At 72.0% G+C, this 14,870-nt stretch carries 18 protein-coding genes and 1 tRNA gene; 10 read left to right on the top strand and 9 right to left on the bottom strand.

Annotated features, from left to right (window positions below):
- Positions 1-35 precede the first annotated feature (35 nt).
- Positions 36-1,088: a PucR family transcriptional regulator gene (locus ACGFIM_RS08285; protein WP_393196621.1), complete on the top strand. Its 1,053-nt coding sequence runs from the start codon at positions 36-38 to the stop codon at positions 1,086-1,088.
- A 125-nt stretch (positions 1,089-1,213) separates the two neighbouring features.
- On the opposite strand, the gene ACGFIM_RS08280 is transcribed toward ACGFIM_RS08285, so the two are convergent.
- Complete coding sequence (locus ACGFIM_RS08280; RefSeq protein WP_393196618.1) at positions 1,214-2,317, bottom strand: glycosyltransferase; 1,104 nt, start codon at positions 2,315-2,317, stop codon at positions 1,214-1,216.
- Between the two features lie 110 nt (positions 2,318-2,427).
- The gene (locus tag ACGFIM_RS08275) at positions 2,428-4,263 is read right to left on the bottom strand and encodes a SpoIIE family protein phosphatase (RefSeq protein WP_393196615.1); all 1,836 of its coding nucleotides are present in this window, start codon (positions 4,261-4,263) and stop codon (positions 2,428-2,430) included.
- A gap of 58 nt (positions 4,264-4,321) precedes the next feature.
- On the opposite strand from ACGFIM_RS08275, the gene ACGFIM_RS08270 reads away from it, so the two are divergent.
- Positions 4,322-5,089 (top strand): ANTAR domain-containing response regulator, encoded by a 768-nt coding sequence (locus ACGFIM_RS08270; protein ID WP_393196612.1) that lies wholly within the window; start codon positions 4,322-4,324, stop codon positions 5,087-5,089.
- A gap of 39 nt (positions 5,090-5,128) precedes the next feature.
- On the opposite strand, the gene ACGFIM_RS08265 is transcribed toward ACGFIM_RS08270, so the two are convergent.
- Positions 5,129-5,494 carry an STAS domain-containing protein gene (locus ACGFIM_RS08265; RefSeq protein WP_393196609.1) on the bottom strand — a complete coding sequence of 122 codons (366 nt, stop codon included), beginning with the start codon at positions 5,492-5,494 and terminating at the stop codon, positions 5,129-5,131.
- Between the two features lie 168 nt (positions 5,495-5,662).
- Between ACGFIM_RS08265 and ACGFIM_RS08260 the strand changes: the two genes are divergently transcribed.
- Together ACGFIM_RS08260 and ACGFIM_RS08255 are read left to right on the top strand one after the other, a co-directional pair.
- Positions 5,663-6,433 (top strand): SigB/SigF/SigG family RNA polymerase sigma factor, encoded by a 771-nt coding sequence (locus ACGFIM_RS08260; RefSeq protein ID WP_393196606.1) that lies wholly within the window; start codon positions 5,663-5,665, stop codon positions 6,431-6,433.
- A gap of 16 nt (positions 6,434-6,449) precedes the next feature.
- Complete coding sequence (locus tag ACGFIM_RS08255; protein ID WP_393196603.1) at positions 6,450-6,863, top strand: ATP-binding protein; 414 nt, start codon at positions 6,450-6,452, stop codon at positions 6,861-6,863.
- A gap of 81 nt (positions 6,864-6,944) precedes the next feature.
- Here the strand turns inward: ACGFIM_RS08255 and ACGFIM_RS08250 are convergent, their stop codons facing one another.
- From ACGFIM_RS08250 to ACGFIM_RS08235, 4 genes are all read right to left on the bottom strand, one after another.
- Positions 6,945-7,142 (bottom strand): hypothetical protein, encoded by a 198-nt coding sequence (locus tag ACGFIM_RS08250; RefSeq protein ID WP_393196600.1) that lies wholly within the window; start codon positions 7,140-7,142, stop codon positions 6,945-6,947.
- A gap of 6 nt (positions 7,143-7,148) precedes the next feature.
- A complete protein-coding gene (locus ACGFIM_RS08245; RefSeq protein ID WP_393196597.1) occupies positions 7,149-8,024 on the bottom strand; it encodes a hypothetical protein in 876 nt (291 codons plus the stop codon).
- A gap of 7 nt (positions 8,025-8,031) precedes the next feature.
- Positions 8,032-8,580: a hypothetical protein gene (locus ACGFIM_RS08240; RefSeq protein ID WP_393196594.1), complete on the bottom strand. Its 549-nt coding sequence runs from the start codon at positions 8,578-8,580 to the stop codon at positions 8,032-8,034.
- 68 nt (positions 8,581-8,648) lie between these two features.
- The gene (locus tag ACGFIM_RS08235) at positions 8,649-9,041 is read right to left on the bottom strand and encodes a hypothetical protein (RefSeq protein WP_393196591.1); all 393 of its coding nucleotides are present in this window, start codon (positions 9,039-9,041) and stop codon (positions 8,649-8,651) included.
- Between the two features lie 130 nt (positions 9,042-9,171).
- Between ACGFIM_RS08235 and ACGFIM_RS08230 the strand changes: the two genes are divergently transcribed.
- A tRNA-Pro gene (locus ACGFIM_RS08230) sits at positions 9,172-9,245 on the top strand.
- 134 nt (positions 9,246-9,379) lie between these two features.
- Here the strand turns inward: ACGFIM_RS08230 and ACGFIM_RS08225 are convergent.
- Both ACGFIM_RS08225 and ACGFIM_RS08220 read right to left on the bottom strand, forming a co-directional pair.
- Complete coding sequence (locus ACGFIM_RS08225) at positions 9,380-9,562, bottom strand: hypothetical protein (RefSeq protein WP_393196588.1); 183 nt, start codon at positions 9,560-9,562, stop codon at positions 9,380-9,382.
- Positions 9,563-9,807: 245 nt separating this feature from the next.
- Positions 9,808-10,014 (bottom strand): response regulator transcription factor, encoded by a 207-nt coding sequence (locus ACGFIM_RS08220; RefSeq protein ID WP_393196585.1) that lies wholly within the window; start codon positions 10,012-10,014, stop codon positions 9,808-9,810.
- 574 nt (positions 10,015-10,588) lie between these two features.
- Here ACGFIM_RS08220 and ACGFIM_RS08215 point away from each other — a divergent pair.
- From ACGFIM_RS08215 to ACGFIM_RS08195, 5 genes are all read left to right on the top strand, one after another.
- Positions 10,589-12,169 (top strand): TROVE domain-containing protein, encoded by a 1,581-nt coding sequence (locus ACGFIM_RS08215; protein WP_393196582.1) that lies wholly within the window; start codon positions 10,589-10,591, stop codon positions 12,167-12,169.
- A 145-nt stretch (positions 12,170-12,314) separates the two neighbouring features.
- Positions 12,315-13,439 (top strand): mandelate racemase/muconate lactonizing enzyme family protein, encoded by a 1,125-nt coding sequence (locus ACGFIM_RS08210; protein ID WP_393196579.1) that lies wholly within the window; start codon positions 12,315-12,317, stop codon positions 13,437-13,439.
- Positions 13,436-13,804, top strand: coding sequence for a hypothetical protein (locus tag ACGFIM_RS08205; RefSeq protein WP_393196576.1), 369 nt, complete (start codon positions 13,436-13,438; stop codon positions 13,802-13,804). The genes ACGFIM_RS08210 and ACGFIM_RS08205 overlap by 4 nt, the downstream gene beginning before the upstream one ends.
- Complete coding sequence (locus ACGFIM_RS08200) at positions 13,792-14,112, top strand: hypothetical protein (RefSeq protein WP_393196573.1); 321 nt, start codon at positions 13,792-13,794, stop codon at positions 14,110-14,112. Before ACGFIM_RS08205 ends, ACGFIM_RS08200 begins: the two co-directional genes overlap by 13 nt.
- Positions 14,113-14,122: 10 nt before the next feature.
- Complete coding sequence (locus ACGFIM_RS08195; protein WP_393196570.1) at positions 14,123-14,869, top strand: FadR/GntR family transcriptional regulator; 747 nt, start codon at positions 14,123-14,125, stop codon at positions 14,867-14,869.
- Position 14,870 lies beyond the last annotated feature (1 nt).

Raw genomic sequence — 14,870 nt, 5'->3', positions numbered from 1 at the left:
GCGCGTAACGCCCGGTGTGGGAGGCTGTCGTACAAATGCACAACTCGGCAGACCTGCAAGAGATCGTGGATGAGATCGCCGCCCGGCTGGGCGCGTCCGCGACGCTGGAGGACCGCTCGTTCCGCCTGCTGGCCTACGGCGCGCAGCACGGCGACATCGACACGGTGCGCCAGGAGTCGATCCTGCGCCGCCGCGCCACCGGAGAGGTGCGCGAGTACTTCGAGCGCTACGGCATTGCCCGCGCGAGCGGCCCGGTGCGGATCCCCGCCGACGCCGAGCTGAAGGTTCTCGCCAGGGTCTGCTGGCCGCTGCGGCACGCCGAGGTCACCTACGGCTACCTGTGGCTGCTCGACTCGGGCGAGCTGACCGACCAGCGGCTCGCGTCGGCCGCGCCGCTGGTGGCCAGGGCCGCCGCCGCGCTCGCCCAGGAGGCGCGCAGCCGCCAGGACCTCGGGTACGGGCTGCGCGCCCTGCTCTCGGCCGACCCCGAGGAGCGCGCCTCGGTGTCGCTGGAGGTGACGGGCCCGGTGACGGCCATCGCGGTACGCGAGTCGCCGGAGCGTGTGGCCGCCCTGTGGACGCTGCCGCGCGGCGTGCTCGCCCGTACCGGCTCGCCGGTGGCGCTGCTCGCCCCAGCGCATCTGGCGGAGGAGGTGGCGCGTACGGTGCAGGGCGCCTACGGCACCGCGGCCGGCGTCGGCGCGCCCCGCGACGACCCGGGGGAGGCGTGGCTGAGCTGGCGCGAGGCCCGCCAGGCGCTGCGCATCGCCGAGCACTTCCCGCGCCACGCCCCGATCGCCCGCTGGGAGGACCTGGGCGTGCATCGCCTGCTGGCCCGGCTCAGCCAGGCCGACCTGCGCGAGCTGGCGGCGGAGGCGGCGGCGCTGGACGCCGAGCTCGCCCACACGGTGGAGGTCTATCTCGATCGGGGCGGCCACGTGCAGCAGACCGCCGCGCAGCTCGGCGTGCACCGCCAGACGCTCTACTACCGGCTGGCCAAGGCCGAGCGGCTCACCCGTCGCGACCTGTCGGACGGCGACGACCGCCTGGCCGTGCACCTGGCGCTGAAGGCCGCCCGGCTCCTCTGAGCAGCCGGTGCTGAGAGCGGGCGCTCGTCTTGAGGCTCGTGGCAGGGAGACGGCAGGTGGCTGAGAGCCACCTGCCGGGGTGATCGCGGGGGAGCGTCGATGCGGGGAGTGCCGGGGGAGCGGGATCAGGCGCAGGACTCGTAGACCCGGACGAGCTCCTGGCTCACCCGCTCCCAGGAGTAGCGCGAGCGCGCCCGGTCGGCGCCGGCGTAGCCGAGCGCGGTGCGCAGCGTGGGGTCGTAGAGCAGCTCGCGGGCCAGTTGCGCGGTGCGGGCCGGCCGGTCCGGCGGCACCAGCAGCCCGGTGACGCCGTCGATGATGGAGTCCAGGTGCGCGCCCACGGCCGAGGCGATCACCGGCACGCCGCAGGCCATGGCCTCCAGCGCCACGATGCCCGTCACGGCCTCGCGCGGCACCGACACCACGGCGTCCGCGCTGCGCATCAGCTTCGGCACGGCGGAGCGCTTCACCTGGCCGAGCAGCGTCACCCGGTCGGCGACGCCGAGCTGCTCGGCGAGCGCCCGCAGGCGGCGGGCGTCGCGGTCCTGCTCCAGCTCGTCCGGCTCGGGGCCGCCGGCGATGACCAGCTCCACGTCGTCGCCGAGGCCGGGAAGCGCCCGCACGATCGTGTGCGCGCCCCGGTCGATCGAGAGCGGCCCGACGTGCAGCAGGCGCTTGCGGCTGCCGCGCGTGGCCACCGCGCCCCGGCGCTGGAAGCGCTCGGTGTCGACGCCGTACGGCACCACGGAGATGTTCCCGCGCGGGACGCCGAGCCTGATGAGCGCGGACTCCTCGTCGCCCGAGCCCGCGATGACCGCGTTGGCCCGGCGTCCGAGCGCCCGCTCCAAGTCCTTGTGCACGGCGTCGATCCGGTGGAACGTCTGCGTCACCGGCACCCCGAGGCCCTCGGCGCCCGCCACCGCGACCAGCCCGCCGGTCCACGAGAACGCGTGGATCACGTCGGGGCGGTCCTGCGACCAGCGCTTGCCCAGATGCAGGCCGACCTCGTTCAGATACGGCGCCACCTCGTCGGCGGCCAGCTCCTTGGCGGGCCCCACGTCGATGCTCTCCAGCGTGACACCCGGGGCCACCCGCGTCTTGGGCTTGCCGTCGGCGCTGTCACGGCGGGAGTAGATCGTCACGTGGTGCTCGCGCCCCAGCTCCCGTGCGACGGAGAGAATGCGGTGGCGCTGGTTGCCGTTGGCGGAAGCGACGATGGCGATGTTCATGGCACACCTCAGCATGAAAAAGCAGCTTCAAAGGTGTGCCTGCGTCTTAGGCACGTCGTTCTACGTCTCCGACCATACCCAGCTTTGTCCCATTCGCAAACCCCCGCGAATCAGACACCGCGCAGCGCGAACACCACAATCTCATCCCAAACCTGGCCGCCTGAGAACGCGTGCCGGTCCTCCTCCACCGTCTTGACCACGGCGGACGGCGGCTGGCCCGCGCACCGGCCCAGCACGTCGGCCAGCCGCTCCTCGCCGTACGGCTCGCCGCGCTCGTTGCGCGAGGAGACCAGACCCTCCGAATAGAGCACCAGCGTCTCGCCCGCGGCCACCGTGAGCGTCTGCACCTCCGTCTCGGCCTCGGGGGAGATGCCCAGCGGCACGCCGCCGCCCGCCGCGAAGCGCACCGCGCCGTCCGGCTGCAGGACGGCCGCCGGATGGTGGCCGGCCGACGACAGCCGGATCCGCCGTCCCTTGACGAACCCCGCCACCGCCATCACGAACATGCCGGTGCCCTGCGCCACCAGGGCCTCGTTCACCTTGCGCATGACCGGCTCAGGGTCGGACTCCCACACGCTCAGCACCCGCAGGCCGCCCCTGACCATCGCGCTGACCGAGGCCGCCTCCTCGCCCTTGCCGGCCGCGCCGCCCAGCGCGAAGCCCCAGCCGCCGCCCGCGACCGGGAACACGTCGTAGAACTCCGCGCCCACCGACGAGCCCGGGTTGTAGACGGCCGCCGCCTCGTAGCCCGGCACGTCGGGCAGGTTGCGCGGCGCCACGCTCGCCGACAGCGCGTCCGCCGCCCGCGAGCGGCTCTGAAAGCTCACCTGGGCCCGCAGCGCCAGCCCGAGCTGCAGCCCCACCTCCTGCATGACGCCCAGGTCGGCGAGCCCGAACGGAGGCCGGTCGTGCGCGCGCACGAGCGTCAGCACGCCCTCGCCGTGCCCGATCGGCACCGACAGCAGCGAGCCCGCGCCCATCGCGGTCAGCAGCGGGCCCTCCGCGCAGAACCCGAGCAGCGACTCGTCGTCCACCATCTCCTGCACCACGCCGGTGCGGCGGTCGAGCACCTGCATCACGATCGCGCTGCCCGCCGGATCCGCCGACTCCACCTGCCTGACCAGGTCGCCCAGCGGATGGTTCTTGGGCGCCATGACCGCCGCGCGGTGCGGCAGCCCGTTGCGCAGCAGGTCCGCGATCACCCAGTCGGCCCACTCGGCCGCGAGCAGCCGCGTGGCCCGCTGCAGCGCGCCAGGACGCATCAGCGCGTCCTCCTCCAGCAGCAGCCGCGCCATCCTGCTCAGCAGGTCCTGGCGCCTGGCCGCGGCCAGCAGCAGCGCGCCGTCGTCCTGCTCGGGCCGCCGCGCGCCCGGCTCCGGCAGCTGCACCTCCGTCGGCAGCGCGACCGCCGCCACCATCTGCTGCGGCTCGCCGGGCATCGTCAGCCTGGTCAGCGCCACCTGCACGGTGTGCGTACGCCCCTGATGCGCGAGCCGCGTCTCGAACGCCGACGGCTGCCCCGTCTGCAGCACCGCCGTCAGATGCGACCGGAACGCCGCCCGCCGCGACACGTCCACCAGCAGCGGGAACGAGCGGCCCACGAGATAGCCGTCGGGGCTGCCCAGCATGCGCGAGGTCTCCGGGTTGATCCGCCTGACCACGCCGCCGCCGTCCAGCACGATGACCGGCACGGGAAAGGAGCGGAACACCTGGCGCAGCAGCTTCAGCTCCCGCTGCCCGCCGTCCTTCTTGCCGCCCGGGCGCCGGGGCGCCTTGCGCAGCTCCTCGCGGGCCTCGGCGAGCAGCTCGGTGGCGGTGTCGAGCTCGGCCAGCGCCGCGTCGAGTGTGGGCGCCAGGTCGCTGGGGTAGGCGGCCCTCGCTTCGCGCAGCGAAGCGACGCGCCCGGCCAGCGCGTCCAGCGCTTGTTCGAGGTCCGGCATGGTCATGTCTGAACGCTACGCCACCCGGGATAATGCCAGCCATAAGGGGTAGATGCTTGTCGCTATGGAATCGACCGCGATGATCACCCCCGGACTCGCGCGAGACCTCGCCGCGCTGGGCCGCCTCGGTGAGGACACCTCGACGGAGAGCGTGCTGCGCGGGCTCACCGCGGCGCTGGCGGCGGGCGTCCCCGGCTGCTCGGGCGCCTCGGCCGAGCACTGGCGCGACCACCGGGTGCTGGTCTCCGGTTCGCACAGCGAGCTGATCCTCCTCGTCGAGGGCGAACGCGAGCTGGGCGAGGGCCCGTCCATCGAGGCCAGGCAGAGCGGCGGCCGCGCCACCGTGACCGACGTGCTCACCGAGACCCGCTGGCCCCGCTACGACGCGCTGGCCATCCGCTCGGGCGTCCGCTCGGTGCTCGTGGTGCCCATCGAGGTGCCGCCCGCCCTGCTCGTCGTCGGCCTCTACTCCGTACGCCCCGGCGCGTTCTCGCCGCAGGGCGCGAGCTCGCTCGCCGACATGCTGGCCGAGCAGGTCGGCGTCGCCATGGCGAACATGTGGGAGTTCGAAGAGGTGCGCACCGACGCCGCGCAGCTTCAGGAGGCCCTGGCCGGGCGGTCGCTCATCGACCAGGCCAAGGGCATCATCATGCAGACCAGCGGGTGCAGCGCCGAGGCCGCGTTCGAGGAGCTGCGCCGCATCTCCCAGCACCACCAGGTGAAGGTGGCCGACCTGGCCAGGCTCCTGGTGGAGGAGCACCAGCGCAAGTCGTCGAAGTCGTCGACGTCGTCGAAGTCGTCGACGTCGCCGAGGGCGCCGAAGCGCGGCTGACCCGCCCGCCCGTCCCCGGGGCGCGCGTTCGTGCGGCGGCTACTTGTTGACGGCGGCGAGCGCGTCCTCGAGCGTGTCGTAGATCGGCAGCCGCTGGGCGAGACCGGTGATCCACATCACCTTCGACTTGGTGTACTCCACCCCGATGAGGGCGAACTTGTTCCCGGCCGAGAGGCTGGCCTGCCAGCGATGCACGATCAGCCCCAGCGCACGCGAGTCCATGAACGTCACCCCGGCCAGATCGAGGATCAGATCGGAACCGGCCATGGTGAGATAGTCGGCGAACTGGGCGCGCGTCGTGGCGTCGAGCACGCCGTCGACCCGCACCACGGCGATCCCGTCCACGGTCGACGACGTCAGGCTGAGGGACGCCACGGGCTCCCCGCCGTTCTCCGGCAATGTCACGGAGCAACCCTACTGTCACCAGGGGATCGAGGAATACTTCCGGCGGCATGGGGGACACTGGTTCCGGAAGTCCAGCAGAGGGCTTCGGTCTCGCGACCAGACGAGGCGTGCCTCTGCATGGGCTTTTTTCCTTGCGGGGGCCGCCTGCGATCCATATGAGGAGCAGCGATGGCTGTGCAGGAATACGTCCTCGAGGATATGACCGCGGAAGAACTCCTTGCCGAGATGGTCAAGGAAGAGACGCCCGACAGCCACAGGGAACGCCTGCGCGAGCGCATCGTCGAGATGCACAGGCCGCTCGCCATGGAGATCGCCCGGCGCTACCGCTACCGCGGCGAGCCTTTGGAGGATCTCCTCCAAGCCGCGTATGTTGGCCTGATGAAAGCCGTCAACGGCTTCGACCCGACCCTCGGCCACGCGTTCAGGGGCTACGCGGTCGTGACGATGACCGGCGAGGTCAAGCGGCACTTCCGCGACCGCACCTGGGCCATCCGGGTGCCGCGCCTCTACCAGGAACGCCGCTCGGAGCTCAACCGGCTCGTCGCCGACCTCAGCCAGGACCTCGGCAGGTCGCCGACCGTGGCGGAGCTCGCCGCCAAGATGAACATCACGGAGGAGGACGTCCTGCTGACGCTCGACGCCTCGGCCGCGTACAGCACGCTCTCGCTCGACGCGCCGCTCGGCACCGACGACGACGCCGCCTCGCTCGGCGACGTCATACCGGAGGACGACGACACGCTGAGCACCATGGTCGACAGGGAGGCCGTCAAGCCGCTCATCGACGCGCTGCCGTCCCGCGAGAAGCACATCCTGCTGCTGCGCTTCTTCGGCAACATGACGCAGGCCGAGATCGCCGCCGAGTTCGGCATCTCGCAGATGCACGTGTCCCGCATCCTGCGCAAAGTCCTCGACCAGTTGCGCGCCGAACTGGTCTCCTGACGGAGGCGGTCACCGGGTGAACGAGGACGTGGAGCCTCAGCGGGGCCATACGGGCCCGCCGCCCGGCGCGCCCGCGAAAAGCCTGCGCTTCACGCTGCCGGACCTGCCGCGGGTCCGGCAGCACGCCGAGGAGGAGGCCAGGGCCGCGGGCATGCCCGGCGAGGCCATCGGCGACTTCGTCATCGCCGTCAACGAGGTCGCCACCAACGCCGTCACCCACGGGCACGACCACGCGTTCATCCGCACTTGGACGCACGACGGGGACCTCGTCGTCGAGATCCACGACGACGGCTCGTGGAAGCCCGGCCCGATGCCCGGCTCCGTGGGCGGCATGGGGCTGTGGGTGGCCCGCCTGCTCTCCTCCGACCTGACCCTGCGGGTCGGCGGCGACGGCAGCACGGTCACCATGCGCTTCCCCGCCAAAGCCTGACGTCTCCCGTTCCTTCACGCCGGAAGCCTTCACGTCGGAGGGGCCCGGACGTCCGGGCCCCTCCGCTCGTCCTCATGAGCCCTACCGGCGGGCCCTGCCGCGCCAGCCGCCGGAGCCCGTGCGGACGCCGGCCGTGCCGACCCCCGCCTGATGCAGCGCCAGCAGCGTCAGCCCCAGCAGGACGAACGTCATGCCGGAGAACCCGCCGGGGATCGACGCCCCTACCAGGTCCAGCAGGAAACCCAGGCCGAAGATGACGGCCGCCACGATCGCGAGCAAGGCACGTCACCTCGATCCCAGAACGCTGTGCCGGGGCTCGTCCGCCTGCTGCGGGTCCGGGGAGCCGGAGAGCGCGAGCAGGCGCTCCAGCACGTTCCGGTAGTCGCGCAGCGCCAGCCGAAGCTGCTCGGTCTCCGCCTCGCCCGCGTCCTTCCAGCGGCCGCGCAGCGCCTCCGTACGGCTCGTCAGGCTGCTGGTGAGCGACTCCACCACCTCGCCGACCAGCCCGTCCGCGCGCCGTACCGCCTCGCCAGGGTCGTCCACGAACGACGCCTGCAGGTCGCGCCAGCGCGTCTGCACCTGGATGGTGTCCTGGTCGAACAGGACGATGTCGCCGGGGGCCGCGTGCGCCGGGGCCGGGTCCGCGTAGGGGGCGCGGGCCGGGTCGTCGTCGTACGGAGGGATGCGGTCGGCCCCCGCCTCGGACCGAACCGGCTCGTCGCCGTACGGGGGAGTGCGGTCGGCCCCTGCCGGCTCGTCGCCGTCGCGGACGATCGCGCCGTCGTGCGCCGGTCGTGCGCCGGCTCGTGCGCGATCCCCCGTGGCCCCGCGGTCACGGGGGATCGCGTCGTCATGCGCCAGGCCGGTGCCGTCATGGGTGGTCGCGTTCTCGTGCGCCGGGTCCGCGTGCGCGGTCGCCGGGTGGGCGTTGGGGGCGCGGATGGGCTCGCCCGAGGGATCGCTGGTGGGGTCGCCGGCGTCACCGGCACCGCCGGCGGGCCTGCGGGCCGCCACGTCGTCCCTCAGATCGTCCCTCAGATCGTCCCTGAGGGCGTCTCCGGCGCCGTCCTGGCCGCCGTTGTCGAACTCGTCCCCGCCGTCGCCGTGAGGGCCGCTGTGGGGGTCGCCGTAGGTGGCCTTCAGCTCGTCGTCGCCGTTCATGTCGTGCTCACCGTCCTCGGGTGGTCTCGTGGAGCAGCTCCTCGAACAGCGCGCGGTAGTGCACCATGGCCTGCCGCAGGTCCTCCGTGGAGGCGTCCTCTCTGGCCGCGCGCCCGCTGATCTCGTGAGCCGTCCTGTAGTGATCGAGGGTCTCCGCGTGGCCCACCGACAGGTCGGACAGGCGCTGCTCGAAGTCCTCCGTGGGGTAGCCGCGCTCGGCCATCACGGCCGTCACGAGCTGGTCCGCCTCGGTCACCGCGTAGCCGGGCGCGTCGACGAAGCGCTCCTGCACCTCGGTCCAGCGGACCGCGTACGTCTCCCGCGACTCCGCCGACAGCGGCCTGATGTCCAGCTCCGCGTGGCGCTGCTCGCGTTCCAGCAGCTCCTGCTCGGCCTCGCGGCGATCGTCGTGCTCGGCGACCGCGCGTTCGTACTCGGGGCCGAAGCGCTCGCGGAGATGGGAACGACGCTTCTGCCGCTGCAGCGCGAGATATCCCACTGCGGCGAGCGCCACCACCACGATCACGACGACGGCCACCCATGCCCAGGTGGTCATGTTTTCGCCTCCGGTCTCTCTGTCGAGGACCAGCGACTGCCCTGAGCGGGTATGCCGAAACCCACGCGTCAGTGAGCTTCGAGTGCCTTCCTGGCCGCCTCGAGCACCCTGGCGACGTGCGAGCCCTCCGGGGAGGCGGGGACCTCGCTGAAGCCCTCCTCGGGGTCGTAGGCCACGTCCAGGCCCGCGTCCACGAGCCGCTGAGCCCACCGCAGCGCGGTGTTCAGCCGTTCGGAGGCGGGCGGCTTGCCCTGGGCCGCCGCCGACAGGTTGCGCAGGTTCGTGGCCGGCCCCGACTGGGAGTGCCTCCTCGCCAGCTTCCACGGCAGTGCGGCACTGTGGTCGAGCATCGGCTTGGCCAGTCCGGCGGCCCGCTTGGCCTGGAGCACCCCCGATTCGCTCACCCCGAAGTGAGCCGCCAGCTGCTGCACCGTCAGCCCTTCCGCGACGAGCCTGGCCAACTCTTTGCGATCGATGCTCGGCCTACGCCCCACTGGCCGCCTCCGCTCCCGCTTTTCGTGTACGCGTGCACCTCCGATGTGCGCTAAGGTTATGACGTCCCGCCCCGCAGGGGGCGGCCGACACAACCACCGGGACGTAGCGCAGCTTGGTAGCGCACTTGACTGGGGGTCAAGGGGTCGCAGGTTCAAATCCTGTCGTCCCGACTGGTGGGAGAAGGGGTGCCAGAGTCTCTGGCACCCCTTCCGCGTTCTCGGGGGGAGCCGGGCGGGGAGCCACCGCCCGGCCCGGCCTGTGACGGGTCCATGAGCACCGCGCCGTCAGGAGCAGGCGCAGCCTCTCATCCTCCGGTGGCCTCGTCCATGCGCTCCCTGGTCCAGTAGGACGAGACGTCTTCTGGAGATCGGGTGTTCTCCACGCCTCTGGACGTCTCCGCGGGAGCCGTCTTCCCCAGAATCACGGCCGCTCCGGGCACGACGAAGGCGGCGGCGATCACCAGCAGTACGACGCCTTTCCGGCTCATACGGCCATCGTACGGCCGACCCGCGAGAAGAACGGGTCGGCGGATTCGCAGGTCCGTGAATCGTTCGTTCCCGCCTCGGTGATTCGAATGCCGGTGGAAATCCCCGTTGCGGCTCCGCTGAACTTCGTCATGGCGATTCTTCGGCGCATCGGATGCCGCCCCGGCACAAACGTGGGGCGATATCAGCGCGGGCCGGGCGCGCCGGTCGTTCGCGCGGTTCGGGCGCTCCCCTCAGGTTCTGATGCTCAGATGAGGCCGCGTTCCAGCGCCACGGCGACCGCCGGGGTGCGGCTGTCCACCTCCAGCTTGGCGAAGACATGCTGCAGATGCGTCTTCACGGTCGTCTCGCTGATCAGCGGGGCGCGGGCGATCTCCTTGTCGGCGGCGCCCGCGGCGACCAGGCGCAGCACCTCCAGCTCCCGCTTGCTCAGCGCGCCGCCGGCGGGGCGCATCCGGCCGATCGGCCGGGGCAAGGACGCTGACCGGTTCTCGCCGGCGTGGCCTTACGGCGTTGCGCACCAGGCGGCATGCGGGCGGATCCGGCGGAGATATTCGGAAGCGCTCGCCGGAGGCTTTCGCTAACCTGGCGGTGGCTCAGGTGCGAATGGCCGCCGGGTACTTCTTTGGGAGAAATTCTCCCGGAGGCCGATTCCGACCTCTGAGCCGCACAACAGAAAAGCACCTTCCCGGTGCGCAGGTGACGGTTCCTTCGATTCTGGTTCGAGTGGTCCGGGTTCGAGTCCCGGCGGGCGGTGAATCGCCGTCCGTGGTGTAAGCGGCAGCACGCTATGCGTCCCGTCGCCGTTTTGATCTCGGGAGGGTCGCCTATCGCAAGTGCGTGCCCGGTGCGCAGGTGAGGATTTCTTCATCCTCAAACCGCGGGTCGCAGGTTCGAGTCCTGCCCGGGGCTTCGGTCCCGGTAGCTCAGAGGGAAGAGCAGCGGTCGAAAGTGCCTCGCCGCTTCTGATCTCGGGCACGTCCTTGTGACCGGGGCCCTCTCGCAGCGATCTCCGAGGGGGCTTCGTCATGTCCAAGTTCAACCGCGCCATCACCCGTCCTGCCGTGTCGAGTCCGGTCAAGACGGAGAGCGTTCCGTCCGGCTCGACCCACGAGGGCGCACCCGGTTACGCGCGGGACGCCAAGAGCGAGCTGTTCCTCCTCGCGGTCACGAACATGGTGGGCGAGGACTCCTTCTACGAAAAGGCCGGGCAGCGCGACGACCGGTTCCGCGACCTCGTCCACCGGGTCGCCGTCGAGGACGGCGAGTGGATGGCGAGGTTCCTGCCGTGGCTGCGTTCCGAGGCGAACATGCGCTCCGCGAGCGTCGTCGCCGCGCTCGAGGCGGTCAAGGCGCGGCTCGCCGCCGGCCGGCAGGGGCTGAACCGCCGGCTCGTGGGCAGCGTGCTGCAGCGGGCCGACGAGCCCGGCGAGGCCCTGGCCTACTGGGCGTCCCGCTACGGCCGCGCGATCCCCAAGCCCGTCAAGCGCGGCATCGCCGACGCCGTCCAGCGGCTCTACACCGAGCGCAACCTGCTCAAGTACGACACCGGCTCCAAGGGGTACCGGTTCGGCGACGTCATCGAGCTCGTCCACCCGGCCCCGGCCGAGGACAAGCCGTGGCAGGGCGACCTGTTCGCGCACGCCCTCGACCGCCGCCACAACCGCGACAACGGCATCCCCGAGTCGCTGGCGATGCTGCACCGGCGCGCGCGGCTGATGGCGGTCCCGGTCGGGGAGCGCCGCGCGATCGTCACCGAGGGGCGGCCTGAGGCGGTCGCGGCGACGCTGGCCGACGCGGGCATGACGTGGGAGGCGCTGGCCGGCTGGCTGCAGGGGCCGATGGACGCGCGGGCGTGGGAGGCCGTGATCCCGGCCATGGGGTACATGGCGCTGCTGCGTAACCTGCGCAACTTCGACGAGGCCGGCGTCGGCGACGCGGTGGCGCAGACCGTCGCCGCCAGGCTGGCCGACGCGGAGCAGGTGCGCCGGTCGAGGCAGTTCCCGTTCCGGTTCCTCGCCGCGTACCGGGCGGCACGGTCGCTGCGCTGGGCCTACCCGCTGGAGCAGGCGCTCGGCCATTCGCTGGCGAACGTGCCGGCCCTGCCGGGCCGCACGTTGATCCTGGTGGACCGGTCGGGGTCGATGTTCGGCGGCGTCTCGGCGAAGTCGGGCCTCAACCGCGCCGACTCCGCGGCCGTCTTCGGGTCCGCGCTCGCCCTGCGGGCCGAGGCGGCGGATCTGGTGCAGTTCGGTACGTCCTCGGCGCCGGTCCCGTTCCGCGCGGGCGAGTCGGTGCTGAAGGTGATGGGGCGGTTCGGCAACTTGGGCGGCACCGACACCGCGGAGGCGGTCCGCCGGCACTTCCGCGGGCACGACCGCGTGGTGATCGTCACCGACGAGCAGGCGTGGGGCGGCCATCGCGGTGCGGAGCCGGCCCGGCAGGTCCCCGGGCACGTCCCGGTCTACACGTGGAACCTCGCCGGTTACCGGTACGGGCACGGCCCGTCCGGGGAGGGCGACCGGCACACGTTCGGCGGGCTGTCGGACGCCGCCTTCCGGCTGATCCCGCTCGTGGAGGCCGGCCGCAACGCCGACTGGCCGTTCTAGATCTCCCGCGTACGAGGTCCCGCTCTCTCCGGAGGGCGGGACCTCCCCCGTGACGCCGGAGCCAGGGCGGGCAAGTTGTCGTATGAATATCGGATTTGTACGATGACCTGCGTACCATGCCCACCTGACCCCGCGAGGTTCCGTCATGGCCGACCGCATCCGCCACGTCACGCTCTCCTCCGTCACGCTCCCCCTCGACGTGCCCGTCAGCGACGCCAAGGTGCTCACCGGGCGGCAGAAGCCGATGACGGAGGTCGTGTTCCTGTTCGCCGAGATCGCGACCGAGGACGGCCACTCCGGCGTCGGGTTCAGCTACTCCAAGCGGGCGGGCGGCCCCGCGCAGTACGCGCACGCCAAGGAGGTGGGGGAGAACCTCATCGGGCAGGACCCCTCCGACATCGGCAAGGTGTACGAGTCGCTGCTGTGGGCGGGTGCGTCGGTGGGGCGCTCGGGTGTGGCCACGCAGGCGCTGGCGGCGATCGATGTGGCGTTGTGGGATCTGAAGGCCAAGCGGGCGGGCCTGCCGCTGGCCAAGCTGCTGGGCGCCTACCGCGACTCGGTCAGGACGTACAACACCTCGGGCGGGTTCCTGCACGCGCCGATCGAAGAGGTGAAGCAGCGCGCCTCGCAGTCCCTGGCGGACGGGATCGGCGGGATCAAGATCAAGGTGGGTCAGCCGGACATTCGGGAGGACCTGCGCCGGCTGGTGGCCGTCCGCGAGCATTTGGGTGATGACGTGCCGCTGATGGTGGACGCGAACCAGCAGTGGGACCGGATCACGGCGCTGCGGTTCGGGCGGGCGGTGGAGGAGATGAACCTCGTCTGGATCGAGGAGCCGCTGGACGCCTACGACGCCGAAGGCCACGCCCGGCTGGCGGAGGCGCTGGACACGCCGATCGCCACCGGCGAGATGCTCTCCAGCGTGGCCGAGCACGTACGGCTCATCGAGGCCCGCGCCGCCGACATCATCCAGCCCGACGCCCCGCGCGTGGGCGGCATCAGCTCCTTCCTGCGCATCGCCGCCCTCGCCGACCACGCCGGGCTGCAGCTCGCGCCCCACTTCGCGATGGAGATCCACCTCCACCTGGCCGCCGCCTACCCGCGCGAGCCGTGGGTCGAGCACTTCGAGTGGCTGAACCCGCTGTTCAACGAGCGGCTGGAGACCCGCGACGGCCGGATGATCGTGCCGGACCGTCCCGGGCTCGGGTTCACGCTGAGCGAGCAGTGCCGCGCGTGGACGACCGAGCGCGTCGAGTTCGGCAAGGCGTGACGGCGGCCGTGGGCGACGCGGTCGCGTCCGTACGGTTCGGCAGGTACGCGGTGCCGCTCGCGACCCCCGTGAGCGACGCCAAGGTGGCCACGGGCCGTCAGCGGCCCCTGTCCAGGATCGACGTGCTTACCTGCGAGATCGGCACCCGCGACGGGCTGCGCGGGCTCGGCTTCTCCTGCACCACCCGCGCAGGCACGCCCGCCCAGTACGCGCACGCCAAGGAGATCGGCGAGAACCTGCTCGGGCGGGATCCGTCGGACATCGGCAAGGTGTACGAGTCGCTGCTGTGGGCGGGTGCGTCGGTGGGGCGATCGGGTGTGCCACGCAGGCGCCGGCGGCCGTCGATGTGGCGTTGTGGGATCTGAAGGCCAAGCGGGCGGGCCTGCCGCCGGCCAAGCTGCCGGGCGCCTACCGCGATTCCGTGCCCGTCTACAACACCTCCGGCGGATACCTCCAGGCGCCCCTGGAGGAGGTCAAGGAGCGCGCCTCGCCGCCGCCTGCCCGCACGAGTCGTGGGTGGAGCACATCGAATGGCTCGCACCGCTGTTCGAGGGAGCGGCTGCGCATCGAAGGCGGGCGCATGCACGTGCCCGGCCGTCCCGGGCTGGGGCTCACCCTCTCCGGGCGGGCGCGCGACTGGCTGATCGACGACGCCGAGTTCCACGGCCGGTAGATTGTCCGCCGTGCCGAGCGACCAGAAGGACACCCCGCAGAAGGCGGGCGGGCGCAGGATCGGGCGGGACAGAGGGCGCGGGCTGGCGCACGAGGTGGTCGAGCGGCTGAAGGCCCGCATCCTGGCCGGCGAGATCCAGCCGGGCGAGAAGCTGCCCACCGAGTCGTCGCTGATCGAGGAGTTCGGCGTCAGCAGGACCGTGGTCCGTGAGGCGATCTCCAGGCTGCAGGCGGCCGGGCTGGTGGAGACGTTCCAGGGCCGGGGCTCGTTCGTGCTGGCGCTGCCGCCGCCCACGGCCTTCTCGGTGGAGGCGGCGCAGGTGCGCACCCACCGCGACGTCCTCGACATGATCGACTTCCGCATCGGCATCGAGACGGAGGCCGCCGGGCTCGCCGCGGAGCGCCGTACGGACCTGCAGCTCAAGGCCATCGAGCGGGCCCTCATCGACCTCGGGCGCTCGGGCGAGCAGCCCGGCCACGCCGTCGAGGCCGACTTCGCCTTCCACATGAAGGTGGCGCTGGCGTCCGGCAACAGGTTCTACTCCGACCTGCTGGCCTCGCTCGGCCCCATGATGATCATGCTGCCGCGCACCCGCCTCGACCACGTCTACACGGTCTCCGACGCCACCCACCTCACGCGGGTGACGCTGGAGCACGAGAACATCTACCGCGCCGTCGCCGACCGTGATCCGGCGGCGGCGCGGGCGGCGATGCGGCTGCACCTGTCCAACAGCCGCGCCCGCCTCCAGACGCCGTAGA

Origin of the sequence: Nonomuraea sp. NPDC049309, from assembly GCF_043196965.1 — a bacterium.
GTDB lineage: Bacteria > Actinomycetota > Actinomycetes > Streptosporangiales > Streptosporangiaceae > Nonomuraea > Nonomuraea fastidiosa.
This window is presented reverse-complemented; position numbering and strand designations above follow the sequence as displayed.

Coding starts and splice junctions, on each gene's coding strand:
- ACGFIM_RS08285 (WP_393196621.1), top strand. CDS start 36: ATGCACAACTCGGCAGACCTGCAAGAGATCGTGGATGAGATCGCCGCC.
- ACGFIM_RS08280 (WP_393196618.1), bottom strand. CDS start 2,317: ATGAACATCGCCATCGTCGCTTCCGCCAACGGCAACCAGCGCCACCGC.
- ACGFIM_RS08275 (WP_393196615.1), bottom strand. CDS start 4,263: ATGACCATGCCGGACCTCGAACAAGCGCTGGACGCGCTGGCCGGGCGC.
- ACGFIM_RS08270 (WP_393196612.1), top strand. CDS start 4,322: ATGGAATCGACCGCGATGATCACCCCCGGACTCGCGCGAGACCTCGCC.
- ACGFIM_RS08260 (WP_393196606.1), top strand. CDS start 5,663: ATGGCTGTGCAGGAATACGTCCTCGAGGATATGACCGCGGAAGAACTC.
- ACGFIM_RS08245 (WP_393196597.1), bottom strand. CDS start 8,024: ATGAACGGCGACGACGAGCTGAAGGCCACCTACGGCGACCCCCACAGC.
- ACGFIM_RS08240 (WP_393196594.1), bottom strand. CDS start 8,580: ATGACCACCTGGGCATGGGTGGCCGTCGTCGTGATCGTGGTGGTGGCG.
- ACGFIM_RS08225 (WP_393196588.1), bottom strand. CDS start 9,562: ATGAGCCGGAAAGGCGTCGTACTGCTGGTGATCGCCGCCGCCTTCGTC.
- ACGFIM_RS08220 (WP_393196585.1), bottom strand. CDS start 10,014: ATGCGCCCCGCCGGCGGCGCGCTGAGCAAGCGGGAGCTGGAGGTGCTG.
- ACGFIM_RS08215 (WP_393196582.1), top strand. CDS start 10,589: ATGTCCAAGTTCAACCGCGCCATCACCCGTCCTGCCGTGTCGAGTCCG.
- ACGFIM_RS08210 (WP_393196579.1), top strand. CDS start 12,315: ATGGCCGACCGCATCCGCCACGTCACGCTCTCCTCCGTCACGCTCCCC.